The sequence below is a fragment of the Hymenobacter sp. 15J16-1T3B genome, from assembly GCF_020711235.1.
Taxonomy (GTDB): Bacteria; Bacteroidota; Bacteroidia; order Cytophagales; family Hymenobacteraceae; genus Solirubrum.
The window spans coordinates 159,208-171,935 of record NZ_JAJFAV010000006.1 but is presented as its reverse complement, the minus strand read 5'-3'; the positions used below and the strand labels follow the sequence as shown (position 1 = coordinate 171,935).

Sequence of the window (12,728 nt, the reverse complement as noted above, 5' to 3'; positions counted from 1 at the left end):
CGGCCATGAAGCACGTTTCCACCTTCGGCCGCCGTTGTTGGTTCGCCTTGCTGGCGCTGGGGCTGCTCAGCGGCTGCACCAGCGCCGACTACGGCCCCACCGTCAACGCCATCGGCCTCACCGGCGCCCGGGCCCGCTTTGCCACCGTCGGCGACGCCATGTACGTCATCGATGGGGGGTGGCTGCGCGTGTTTGACCTGAACGCGAGCAGTACCGGTCTGCCCGTGCCGGTGCAGTCCCTGGGACTGAATTACTCCATCGAAACCATTTATCCCGTCGGCAGTTCTCTCTTCGTAGGCACCTCCGCGGGCATGTATCTCTACGACATATCGCAGCCGCTGCAGCCGCAGCGCGTGGGCTATTACGCGCAGGCCGCCAGCTGCGACCCGCTGGTGGTACACGGCCGCTGGGCCTACCTGACCACGCGCCAAGACCGGGCCTGCGGGTCCGCAGCTAACCAACTGCAGGTGGTCGACTTGGTCGATCCGGCGCGCCCAACGCTGGCGCGCACCTATCCCCTGACGCACCCGTACGGTTTGGCAATCGACTCGTCCTACCTCATGGTGTGCGACGAGGGTCTGAAAGTGTTTGACCTGAGCGCCCCGCCGGCCCTTACGCAGCTAGATGCGTTTCAGGCGGACGCCTACGAAGCGACGACCACGCCGGCCGGCCTGCTGCTCACCGGCAAAAACGGGCTGTACCAATGCCGGTACGATGCCCGCGGCCGCAGCCTGCGCGTGCTGAGCGTGATTCCCGTGGTTCCGCGCCCCTGATGCGTACGGCCCTCGCCACCGGTTGCCGTGCTTGGGGCACGTGGGCGGCGCTGCTGGTGCCTCCGGTAGCCGTGGCCCAAACGCCCCCGTCGTGGGTGGTGAAGGCCAACGTGTTTCAGCCCCTGGCCCGCGGCTACCACCTCGAAGCCGAAAAGCTCTGGCGGGCGCACCCGCGCTACAGCCTGGGCCTGACGGCGCAATATTACCGCGGTACCGTGACGGGCATTACAGTTCGGCGCGAGGTGCAGCCCGGCGAGCGGGTGCGCGGCTTTGGCGCCGAGTTGCTGCCCCGGCTCTACTTCCCGGGGCGCAATGCGGAGCTGCAATCGGGCTTTTACCTGGCGGCCGGGCCGCACGTGCAGCGTTTCCGGTTGAACTTTCAGGAAAGCGGGTGGATTGAGTACACCCGCCCCGACGAGCTGCCCCTGCTGGTGCCGGCGCTGCTGCCTTACACCGAAACCATCACGCGCTACGGGGCCTGCGCGCTGGCCGGCTACCAAGGCCCGCTGGAACTAGGCCCGCTGGTGCTGGATTTCTACGCCGGTATGGGCTGGCGGCACGCCCGTTCCCGCTCGGCGCTGCCCACTAGTCGCTACCGCACTTCCATGCTCGATTACGGCGCGCAGGGCCTCTACTTCCCGGTTGGATTTAAGCTAGGCGTCCGGTTTTAAACAAAAAGCGAAGCAGTACTTAAGTCCTATTCAAAATTCCGTTGCTTCTACCCTCCTACTATTACTTCTTCTCTGAAATTCAAGCTATTTAGTGGATTCTATTCCGCTTAACAAACAGTAAATAGCCAAAGTATTAGCCGTATATCACAATAAACGATCTGGCATTGCTGCTTGCAACAGTAGTATCTTTGTGGTGCCGCTTTCTGGTTTTCGCTTACTACTAGTGCATGAAACAACTGCTACTCGCGGGGCTGCTTAGCCTCACCACGCTGGCCCAAGCCCAGGACGTGGGCTACCGCACGCCCCCCAGAGCCATTGCCGACCTCGTCGACGCGCCGCTTACCCCGCGCATCAGCCTCTCGTCGGATGGCAAGTGGATGGCCCTGCTGGCAGTGCAGGCCATGCCCACGGTGGCCGAACTGGCCCAACCCGAGCTGCGCCTGGCCGGCATGCGCATCAACCCGCGCCTGAACGCGCCCAGCCGGCAGAGCTACGCCACCGGCTTGATGCTGCGCCGCCTCGAAGACGGCAAGGACATGGCCGTGCTCAACCTGCCCCAGCCCACCCTGATCAGCGACGCGGTGTGGTCGCCCGACAATAGCAAGCTGGCCCTGACCATTGCCAACAACGCCGGCGCCGAAGGCCGCACCGAGCTGTGGGTGGTGGATTTGAACAACTTCATGGCCCGGCGCGTGGCGGGCGTTTCGCTGAATGCGGTGTTCGGCACGCCCTTCGAGTGGCTGTCCGACAACCAGACGCTCATCGTGCGGGCCTTGGTGGCCGGCCGCGGCGCGGCCCCGAGCACCACGGCGGCCCCCACCGGCCCGGCTGTGCAGGAAAACGTGGGCCGCAAAACCGGCGCCCGCACTTACCAAGACCTGCTCCGCAACCCCACCGACGAGCGGCTGTTGGAGTTTTACGCCACCTCCCAGATGGTGAGAGTGACGCTCGACGGCAAGCTGCAACCCATCAGCCAGCCTGGCCTGATTCAGTCCGCGGTGCCCTCGCCCAACGGCAAGTATTTGCTGGTGAAGACGCGCCACCGGCCTTTCTCTTACACCCTGCCGGTAAGCGGCTTTCCGCTGAAGGTGGAAGTGTACGACGTGGCCACCGGCGACCCGGTAAAAACCCTGGCTGACCTGCCCTTGGCCGACGAAGTGCCCACGGCTTTCGATGCCGTGCCCACCGGGCAGCGGGAGCACGGCTGGCGCGCCGACGTGCCCGCCACCCTGTTCTGGACCGAGGCCCAGGACGGCGGGGACCCCAAAACGGAGGCGCCCATCCGCGACAAGATGTTTACCCTCACGGCGCCTTTCATGGGCACGCCCGAGGAATTTGCGGCCCTGCCGCTGCGCTACGACGGCGTAAGCTGGGGCAACAACTCGGTGGCGCTGGTGTACGGCTCGCGCTGGGCCGACCGCAAGGAAGTGACCTGGCGCGTGACGCCGGGTGCGCTGCCCTCGCTGCAGGTGCTCTTCGACCGCTCGTCGCAGGACAAGTACAGCAACCCGGGCACGGCCTATACCCGCCGCAATGCCCAGGGCAAACCGGTGCTCCTGACCGACGCCGGCAACAAAACCATCTACTTCCTGGGGCAGGGCGCCTCGCCCGAGGGCGACCGGCCCTTCGTGGATGAGCTGGACCTAGCCACCAAGAAAGCGACCCGGTGGTGGCGCTCGGAGGCTCCGTTCTACGAAGTACCCCTGGCCATCCTCGACGCCGACAAGCACCGGCTGCTCACGCGCCGCGAGGCCATCGACCAGAACCCGAACTACTACGTGCGCGACAAGAGCGGCAAGCTCACGCCCATTACCAAGTTTGCCAACCCCTACGCGGCGTTTGGCGGCGCCTTCAAGAAGCAGGTGCTGCGCTACAAGCGCGCCGACGGCGTGGAGCTGACGGCCAACCTCTACCTGCCGCCCAACTACAAGGCCACCGACGGCCCACTACCCACGCTGATGGAAGCGTACCCGGTGGAGTTCAAGGATAAGAAAAACGCCGGGCAGGTGTCGGGCTCGCCCTACGCTTTCACGCGCGTGGGCTACGGCTCGCCCATTTTCTGGGTGACGCAGGGTTACGCCGTGCTGCAGGGCGCCAGCATTCCGATAGTGGGTGAGGGCGACAAGCAGCCCAACGATACTTACGTGGAGCAGCTGGTGAGCAGCGCCAAAGCCGCCATCGACGAAGGCAAGCGCCTGGGCGTGGTGGACCCCAGCCGCGTGGCGGTAATGGGCCACTCCTACGGGGCCTTCATGACGGCCAACCTGCTGGCGCATTCCACCCTGTTCAAGGCCGGCATTGCCCGCAGCGGCGCCTACAACCGCACCCTGACGCCCTTCGGCTTCCAGGGCGAGGAGCGCACCTACTGGCAGGCCCCGGAGGTGTACAACGCCATGTCGCCGTTTAACTACGCCGACAAAATCAAGACGCCGATTCTGCTGATTCACGGCGAACTGGACAACAACTCAGGCACGTTCCCCATTCAGAGCGAGCGGTTTTATAACGCCCTGAAGGGCCACGGCGCCACCGCCCGCTACGTGGTGTTGCCTTACGAGTCGCACGGCTACGCCGCCCGCGAGAACGTGCTGCACATGCTCTGGGAAATGAACGCCTGGCTCGACAAGTATGTGAAGTCGCCGGCCACGGCCGCGGCGAACTAAGCGGCTTGCACCTTTACAGCAAAAGCCCCGCATCTAGTCGATGCGGGGCTTTTTTGTTGCGGCAGGTCAAACCCAGCCCGTTATCCTGAGCCTGAGCGAAGAACCTTGCTCGCACCCCGCACCAACTACCAAGCGCAGCCCCAGCTCCCTATCATCCGGGCGGCGGGGCTGCGCTTGGGCTTTCAACAGCAGAAAAAAGCCGGCACTTCGTCAGCAACGGCGGTGCCAGATGCGAGGAAGGTCCTTCGCTCAGGGTGACAGCTAATTATTACTCTGCACCGGCCCGCTGCTGATAACGGCCTGGTTCTGCAGGCCCCACTCTTCGATGGCCGTGATGATGGGCCCGAGGGAGCGGCCGCAGTCGGTGAGGGTGTACTCGACGGTGGGCGGCACGGTGGCGTAGGCCTGCCGCGTGAGGATGCCGTGGTTTTCGAGCAGCTTCAGCTCCTTGATGAGCATGCGCGGGGTGATGCCCTCCACGTCGCGCTCCAGGGCTTTGAAGCGCAGGGTGCCGTGCTGCAGCAGGCTGTGGATAATGGCAAACTTCCATTTGCCCTCCAGCACGTCAAGTGTTTGGCGAAAGGCGCAGCCGCCGGCAAGTTTTTTTGGATTTTCTGCTTTCATAACACGCTGATTTCAAGCAAAAGTTACAAAACGTATACTGATATACATTGATGTAACTACTTGCAAAAGTATAGTACGATGATTCACCTTTGCAAGGTCACTCGGCGCCAACGCTGCTGATTATCTGGGTATTCGGCTCAGCTACCTTCGTCATCCTACCGGCCTTTTGTTATGGCACGCACTGTTTTTCACCCGGCCGCTACCCGCGGCCACGCCAACCACGGTTGGCTTAATTCTTACCACACCTTCAGCTTCGCCGGCTACTACGAGCCGCAGCGCATGCACTTCGGAGCCCTGCGCGTGCTCAACGACGACACCGTGGCCGGCGGCATGGGCTTCGGCCGCCACCCGCACGACAACATGGAAATCGTGTCCATTGCCTTGTCGGGTTCTTTGGAGCACCAAGACAACATGGGCAACAAGGCCGTTATCCGGCCCGGTGACGTGCAGGTGATGAGCGCCGGCACCGGCGTGGCCCACAGCGAGAAAAACCACTCGGCCACCGAAGAGGTGAAGTTTCTGCAGATATGGGTGATTCCGAATAAGCGCAACGTGCCGCCGCGCTACGACCAGCAGACCTTCCGCCCCGAAGACCAGCACAACCGCCTGCAGCAGGTGCTGTCGCCTAACGCGGACGACGAGGGCGTGTGGCTGCACCAGGATGCGTGGTTTCACCTCGGCCAGCTCGACGCGGGCTTCGCCACGGAATACGAGCTGAAAAAAGCCGGCAACGGCGTGTACATCTTCGTGCTCGAAGGCGACGTGACCGTCGACGGGCAGGCCCTGCACCGCCGCGACGGTTTCGGCATCTGGGAAACCGACCGGTTTGCCATTCAGGCCGACAGCGCGGCCCGGGTGCTGCTGATGGAAGTGCCCATGCTCGGCTAACCGGCCGGCCGCTTCGGCGGTTACCTTGCGCGCACCTTCTTTTCGTCCTGCCATGCCCCGCATCACCGGCCACCTCGGCCCCGACCCTTACGTAACGGATCTGACCACCGACAGCGGCCACGCCTTACTAGCCGACGAGCCCCTGGCCGACGGCGGGCAGAACATGGGCCCCAGCCCCGGCGAGCTACTGGCCGCGGCCCTCACGGCCTGCACGTGCATCACGGTGCGCATGTACGCCAACCGCAAAGGCTGGCCCCTGCAGCGCATCGATACGCAGGTGAGCTTCGAGCAGGCGGCCGACCACGTGGTGCGCCACCTCACGCGGCGCATCGAGTTGCTGGGTGAGCTGACGGCCGAGCAGCGGCAGCGCCTGCTGCAGGTGGCCAACGCCTGCCCGGTGCACAAAGCTCTGACGGCCGGCGTGACCATAGAAACCGCCTTGGCGGAATAATTGCGCCGTTTTTTTGCGCGGCCCCGTCCGGTTTTGCCCGGGCGGGGCCGCGTTTGCTTATTGGTATCCTTCTACTCCCCCGGATTCCTCGCTTCGCACTTGCGCGGCCGGTACGGCGGGCAAAGTTGGCGGCGGGCTTGGCTGCAACCGGCATTTGCCCGTATGTTTAGACTATTAATGCCGCCCCACCCCCCACCCCAGCACCACCGGGCGGGCCGGCAGCCCCTCTGGGCAGCCCCGTTAAAGGTCAATTTGCCCGCTCAACCCGCGCCCCGATGAAGCACTCCATACTCTTTGGCCGTTGGCTGCTGGCGCTGCCGCTGGCGTGGCTGGCCGCGCCGCGGCCGGCGCAGGCCCAAACCGCCGACCGCCGCACCAGCTTCGGCATCAACCTCAGCGCCCTGCAGTACCAGGGCGACTACGGCTCTGACTACTGGAAATTCGACCGCAGCAAGTACGCCGGCGGCATTGCCATCAACCAGTACCTGGGCAAAGGCCTGGATTTAAGTAGCCAGCTGTTTTTCGGGGAGCTGACGGGAAACAACCCCAGCGCCCGCACGCGTTTCACTACCACAGTTGTCAACGCCAACCTAGGCCTGAAATTCAAGCTCAACAACGGCTGGGCCCTGAAGGAAAACGCCTTCATCCAGCCCTACCTGCTGGCTTCCCCGGGGTGGACCTACACCAGCCGCATCGGCTGGGCCGACAACATCCGTTCCGACCGCGACCAGGGGTATTTCGACTTGTTTGGGGCAGCGGGGCTGAATTTCCGCCTCGGCGGGGGCGTGAGCCTCTTCGTGCAGACCGGCCAGCACCTGCCGCTCGACGCCAACCTGGACGGCGTGAACAAAGCCAACGACAAAGACCGGTGGGACGACCGATTTTTGCAGCACACTGTGGGGCTGACCTTCAACCTGGGCCAGTCGCGCGACGAGGACGACGACGACGTGCCCGACCGCAAGGACCAGTGCCCGGGCACGCCCACCGGCATCCTGGTGGATGAAAAAGGCTGCCCCCTCGACTCGGACCGCGACGGCGTGCCCGACTACCAGGACCAATGCCCCGACCAAGCCGGCACCGTGGAGCTGAAAGGCTGCGCCGACAAGGACGGCGACGGCGTATCGGACGGCGACGACGCCTGCCCGGACGTGGCCGGCAAACCCGAGTTGCAGGGCTGCCCCGATGCCGACAACGACGGCGTACCCGACGCGGAAGACAAGTGCGCCGACACGCCCAGCGGCACCCAGGTAGACCCCTCAGGTTGCCCCGTAGCCGAAGTGGCGCCCACGCCACCGGCCCAGCCCGCCACCCCGGCGCCGGCGCCCTCGGCCACGGCCGATACCGACGGCGACGGCGTGCCCGACGCGGCCGACCGCTGCCCGACCAGCGCCGGCGCGGCCAGCAACAAGGGCTGTCCCATCGTGCGGGCCGAAACCCGCAAGCGCCTGCGCGAAGCCACCCGCTTCATCAGCTTCGAGCCGAACCGGGCCACGCTGCTGTCCAGCTCGCACGCCACGCTCGATGGTATTGCCCAGATTCTGCGTGATTACCCCGATTATTCGCTCAGCATTGCCGGCCACACCGACAGCAAGGGCCCGGCGGCCTTCAACCAGCGCCTCTCGCGCGAGCGGGCCGCCGCCGCCCGCAGCTACCTCGTGGGCCAAGGCATTGCCGAAGACCGCCTGCAGCTGCGCGGCTATGGCCCGGCCCGCCCCGTCGCGCCGAATACCACCGAGGCCGGCCGCGCCAAAAATCGTCGCGTGGAGTTCGATCTGTTCCTGACCGGCGACCGTAACGCGGCCGAAGTGAAATACGGCAAAGAGCCCACCGGCACCCCGGCCAAGGCCCAACCGGCCAAGCCCGCCCGCAAAGCGGCGGTCCGCCCGAGCGCACGCCGCCCAGCCGCCAAAGCGCCGGCCAAAGCCTCCGCCGTCCGCAAACCGGCCGCCGCCAAAACTCCGGCGGCCAAGGCAACAGTCGCCAAACCCCAAGCGGCGCCGACGCCCCGGAAGGCCCAGCCCAAGCGCTAATTAGGTTTTGCATTGCCTGCTTAACGGCCGACCTCGCAAGGGTCGGCCGTTTTGCTGGATATGAAGCGGTGATGAAGTCGGGGAAGCAAGCATAACCTTCGGCCGAAAGCGGGGGTATATGAGGCCATTCCGCCGCGGGTAATGTCGCCCGCGGAACGCCGCCACTCCATGAAACACCTTATTCCCAATCCTCGACGACTGGTGCTGCCCTTGGCGCTGGCCGTCGTACCGCTTCTGAGTCAGGCCCAGTCGGCCGACCGCAAAACCAGCATCGGACTCAACGTCAGCGCGCTGCAGTACAAGGGCAACTACGGCTCCGACTACTGGAACTTCAGCAGCAACCGCTACGCCCCGGGCCTGGCCATCAACCGCTACCTGACCAAGGGCCTCGACCTGAGCCTGCAAGGCTTCTACGGGGAGCTGAAGGGCAGCCAAAGCGCCAACACGTACTTCGCCACCAACCTGGTGAACGTGAACCTGGGCATCAAGCTCAAGCTCAACAACGGCTGGGCGCTGAAGGAAGACGCCTTCATCCAGCCCTACCTGCTGGCCATGCCGGGCTGGACCTACACCTCGCGCGAAGGATTTTACCGGGGCGGCCGCATCGACCAGGACAAGAGCTACTTCGACATTGCCGCCGGCGCCGGTATTAATTTCCGCCTCGGCGAAACGGTGAACCTGTTCGTGCAGACGGCGCAACACGCACCCTCCTACGCCAACTTCGATGGCGACCAGACCCGCGACGACAACGGCTGGGACGACAAGTTTCTGCAGCACACCGTGGGCCTGAACTTCAACCTGGGCAAGGCCAAGGACGAGGACGGGGACGGCGTGGCCGACCGCAAGGACAAGTGCCCCGGCACGCCCACCGGCGTGAAGGTGGACGAAAACGGCTGCCCCATCGACACGGACAAGGACGGCGTGGCCGACTACCAGGACCAGTGCCCCACCGAAGCCGGTAAGCCGGAGCTGCAGGGCTGCCCCGACCGCGACAACGACGGCGTGGCCGACAAGGACGACGCCTGCCCCGATACGCCCGGCAAGCCGGAGCTGAAAGGCTGCCCGGATGCGGATAACGACGGCGTAATCGACCAGAACGACAAGTGCCCGGACACCCCGGCCGGCGTGAAAGTGGATGCCTCCGGCTGCCCGCTCGATACCGACGGCGACGGCGTGCCCGACTACCAGGACCGCTGCCCGAACCGCCCGGGTCCGGCTTCGAACCGCGGCTGCCCCGAGATTAAGGCCGAGGCCAAGAAGCGCCTGCAGGAAGCCACGAAGTATATCAACTTCGAGTTCAATAAGGCCGTGCTGCTGCCCTCTTCGTACCCGACCCTGGACGCCATCGTGCAGATCCTGAACGAGTACCCGGACTACACCCTGAGCATTGCCGGCCACACCGACAGCAAGGGTTCCGACCCGTACAACCTGCGCCTCTCGCACGACCGCGCCGCCGCCGCCCGCGTGTACATGCTCAGCAAAGGCATTCCGGACGCCCGCATCGAGTCGCGCGGCTACGGCGAAACCAAGCCCATTGCCGACAACGCCACCGACGCCGGCCGCGCCCTGAACCGCCGCGTGGACTTCGACCTGTACCTGACCGGCGACCCGAACGCGGCCGAGGTGAAGTACGGCCCCGAGCCGGCCATGCCCGACATCGTCATTCCGACGACGCCCGCCAAGGCCACGCCGGCCAAGAAAACGACGACCAAAAAGGCGCCGGCCAAGAAAGCCCCCGCCCGCAAGCCGGCCCCGCGCCGCTAGGCCTTAGCCTGCTTGCCCAATAAAAAGGCCCGCTGCACAGTGCAGCGGGCCTTTTTTGTGTACCAGAGTGCAAAAGCAATGTCATCCTGAGGCGTAGCGAAGGACCTTCCTCGCACCGCCGCTGCCGGCAATGCTCTGACGTTTGCTACTCTCAATCAAATCGAGAAGCGCAGCCACCATGCCCGAATGATAAGGGCGTTGGTGGCTGCGCTTGGTAGTTAGTGCAGGGTGCGAGGAAGGTCCTTCGCGGTGTGTACGCCAGATGGGAGGATGACGAATGCCAGACAACCTACCTCCCGCAACTCGCAACTACTCCGTCACCCAGGTTACTTTTTCCGCTATGGGTTTGCGCAGATTGCGGCCGGGCTGCTGCGCCACGTAGCCCAGGTAGAAGAAGCCGAGCAACTTGTCCTCGGGGCCGAGGCCGAAGAAGGGCTTGGCTTCTTCCAGGTACGTCACGCCGCCCGACCCCCAGTAGCCGCCAACGCCGTTGGCCACGGCCGTCAGGTGCAGGTTTTGCACGGCGCAGGCCACGGCCTCGATTTCCTCGATTTCGGGCAGCACGTGGTGGCGCTTCATGCCGATGGCAATGACGTGGGAAGCCAGCAGCGGATTGGTAGCGAGCTTGTGCGCCTTTTTTTCGTCGACGAACTCGCCGGCCTGCTGCCGGTAGAGGCCGGACTGAAACTCGGCCAGGCGCTGCAGGCCTGCGCCCTTGAACACGACGAAGCGCCAGGGCTCGGTGCGTTTGTGGGTGGGCGCCCAGTTGGCGTTTTCGAGCATGCGCTCAATAATATCGTCGGGAATGACGCGGCCGGGCTCAAACTGAATGGGCTGAATGCTGCGCCGGGCGCGGATAAGGGTATCGAACTGTTCGGGGGTTGGCAGCGGGGTGTCGGTGGACATGCACAAACAAGAAAGGGTGAACGGACGGGCGCGGGAACAGCCGGGTCGGCAAGATAAGCCGGTGGGCGGGCCGATTGTTTCGGGTAGGGCCGGGCACCGTGCGCTTAAGAAAAAGCCCCTGCTTATATATTCGCGGGTCGTATTCAGATACTTGCAACGGCCGAGCCCGCGGCGCCCCGGCAGCGCTTAGTCTCACTCTTTTCTCCGCTATGAAACAGCTTTATTCCACCTTGATTGCCTTGTTGGCGGGGCTGGCCGCTTACGCCCAAACGCCGGGCACGGTGGGCATCGGCACGGCCACGCCCGACCCGAAAGCGGCGCTGGACATCAGCAGCACCGACAAGGGCTTGCTCATCCCGCGCCTGAGCGAGGCCCAGCGCACGGCCATGACGAACGTGCCCCTGGGCCTGATGGTGTTCCAGACCGACGGGCCCGAGCCCGGCTTCTGGTACTTCTTCGCCGGCCAGTGGAACCGCCTGCCCAGCGCCACTGCCGGCGACAACCTGGGCAACCACACCGCCACGCAAAACCTAGGGCTGAACGGGCATTGGCTCTCAAACGACGGCAGCAGCACCGGCCTGCGCCTCGACAACAGCGGCAACGTGGGCGTGGGCGTGGCCGCTCCCAACGCCCGCCTCGATTTGGGCCAGGGCGCGCTCATGCTGGGCGCGGCCATCGGCAACAACGCCGTGCGCCCGGCCGTGGGCACCGCCCGCATCAGCGGCGAAATCAGCGCTTACGGTCTGGCCGGCGGCGGCACGCTCTCGGCCGCGGCCGACGACGGCTACCTGCGCCTCTCGGCCGGCGGGGGCAGCAGCGCAGCTACCAAGAGCTTTATTGATCTGGCCGGCTTCAGCCAGCAGAGCGACGTGCACCAGACCATCCGCCTCGGCACCGGCGGGCAGGAGCGCCTGCGCGTCCTCAGCAACGGCAACGTCGGCATCGGGCGTACCTCGGCCCAGCAGCAGCTGCACGTGGCCGGCAACATCGCCGCCGACGGCGCGCTGGGTATCATTCTGGCCGGGGCCGACCGCCCGCTTATCACCCGGGCCTGGGATGCGTTTACCTCGGGCAATTACAGCGGCATCGGCCGCTGGGGCGTGTTCATGGAGCCCAACGCGCTGACCTTCGGCGTGCCGGCCATTGCCACCAAGCGGTTTCAGTGGGTGACCTACAACCTGAATTCCACCGTGGCCAGCACCCTGATGACGCTGAGCCAGGACGGGCAGCTGCAGGTGAGCAACGGCGTGAGCATCCCGGGCGGGGAAAACTACGCCTACAGCTCGGCCCGCACGCAGTACTACATGCTCACGCCCTTCGACTTCGCGTCGACCGACCCGACCAACCACCCGGTCTTTGCCTCCATCAGCACCGGCGGCAACCCGGCCGAGGTGTACCTCGGCGGTTCGGGCGCCGGGCGGCTGGTGGCCCCGGTACACCTGCCCCAGGGCGCCACCATCACCAACATCGAGCTGCAGGGCTACGACGACGACGGCAACGGCGCAACGACCATGCGGGCCCGCCTGGTAGCCATTCGCGGCAACAACGGCGCCGACAACTACACCTCCTCTACCACCGCCTACGCCACGCTGGGCAGCGACCGAAACCAGTTTCAGACCGTCAACCAGGGCGTGAACATCGTCGTCGACAACGCCCAGTTCAGCTACCTGATCGACGTGGATATGAACAGCAACGGCGCCGTCACGCTCACTCACGTGCGCCTGACCTACATCGTGTACCAGGCCGAGTAGCACCCGCAGGGCCAAAGCCGCGCGGCTTTGGCCCTGCCGCTTCTGTCCTGGCTTGCCTGCCGGCGGCTCCGGTGGCCGGACTGCTTACGCCTTGGCTGCCGTCGGTGGCCTAGCCTACGGCCGGCTTCGCCTCCTTGCCCGCCCCGGAGTTCCGGTCAGCGGGTAGTTGCCCGCCTTCCATTTCCCTTCCTTTCTTGCTACACACCTAGC

General features: G+C 65.1%; 10 protein-coding genes. 8 read left to right on the top strand and 2 right to left on the bottom strand.

Annotated elements, in window-relative coordinates:
• The first annotated feature begins 5 nt into the window (after positions 1-5).
• From LJ737_RS12260 to LJ737_RS12250, 3 genes are all read left to right on the top strand, one after another.
• Positions 6-773 (top strand): LVIVD repeat-containing protein, encoded by a 768-nt coding sequence (locus LJ737_RS12260; protein ID WP_227766058.1) that lies wholly within the window; start codon positions 6-8, stop codon positions 771-773.
• A complete protein-coding gene (locus LJ737_RS12255; protein ID WP_227766057.1) occupies positions 773-1,444 on the top strand; it encodes a hypothetical protein in 672 nt (223 codons plus the stop codon). Before LJ737_RS12260 ends, LJ737_RS12255 begins: the two co-directional genes overlap by 1 nt.
• A 227-nt stretch (positions 1,445-1,671) precedes the next feature.
• Positions 1,672-4,104: an alpha/beta hydrolase family protein gene (locus tag LJ737_RS12250; RefSeq protein WP_227766055.1), complete on the top strand. Its 2,433-nt coding sequence runs from the start codon at positions 1,672-1,674 to the stop codon at positions 4,102-4,104.
• 261 nt (positions 4,105-4,365) lie between these two features.
• On the opposite strand, the gene LJ737_RS12245 is transcribed toward LJ737_RS12250, so the two are convergent.
• Positions 4,366-4,668, bottom strand: a complete 303-nt coding sequence (locus LJ737_RS12245) for a winged helix-turn-helix transcriptional regulator (protein ID WP_227766053.1) — start codon at positions 4,666-4,668, stop codon at positions 4,366-4,368.
• A gap of 231 nt (positions 4,669-4,899) precedes the next feature.
• Here LJ737_RS12245 and LJ737_RS12240 point away from each other — a divergent pair, with 231 nt between their 5' ends.
• The 4 genes from LJ737_RS12240 (at position 4,900) to LJ737_RS12215 (ending at position 9,861) form a co-directional block, all read left to right on the top strand.
• Entirely contained in the window at positions 4,900-5,616 is a 717-nt protein-coding gene (locus LJ737_RS12240; RefSeq protein ID WP_227766051.1) for a pirin family protein, read from the top strand.
• Between the two features lie 52 nt (positions 5,617-5,668).
• A complete protein-coding gene (locus tag LJ737_RS12235; RefSeq protein WP_227766049.1) occupies positions 5,669-6,067 on the top strand; it encodes an OsmC family protein in 399 nt (132 codons plus the stop codon).
• 275 nt (positions 6,068-6,342) lie between these two features.
• Complete coding sequence (locus LJ737_RS27125; RefSeq protein ID WP_317206650.1) at positions 6,343-8,097, top strand: OmpA family protein; 1,755 nt, start codon at positions 6,343-6,345, stop codon at positions 8,095-8,097.
• 168 nt (positions 8,098-8,265) lie between these two features.
• Positions 8,266-9,861, top strand: coding sequence for an OmpA family protein (locus LJ737_RS12215; RefSeq protein ID WP_227766047.1), 1,596 nt, complete (start codon positions 8,266-8,268; stop codon positions 9,859-9,861).
• Between the two features lie 309 nt (positions 9,862-10,170).
• Here LJ737_RS12215 and LJ737_RS12210 read toward each other — a convergent pair whose 3' ends face one another.
• Complete coding sequence (locus tag LJ737_RS12210) at positions 10,171-10,767, bottom strand: nitroreductase family protein (protein ID WP_227766045.1); 597 nt, start codon at positions 10,765-10,767, stop codon at positions 10,171-10,173.
• Between the two features lie 209 nt (positions 10,768-10,976).
• Between LJ737_RS12210 and LJ737_RS12205 the strand changes: the two genes are divergently transcribed.
• Positions 10,977-12,518 carry a phage tail-like protein gene (locus tag LJ737_RS12205; protein WP_227766041.1) on the top strand — a complete coding sequence of 514 codons (1,542 nt, stop codon included), beginning with the start codon at positions 10,977-10,979 and terminating at the stop codon, positions 12,516-12,518.
• Positions 12,519-12,728 lie beyond the last annotated feature (210 nt).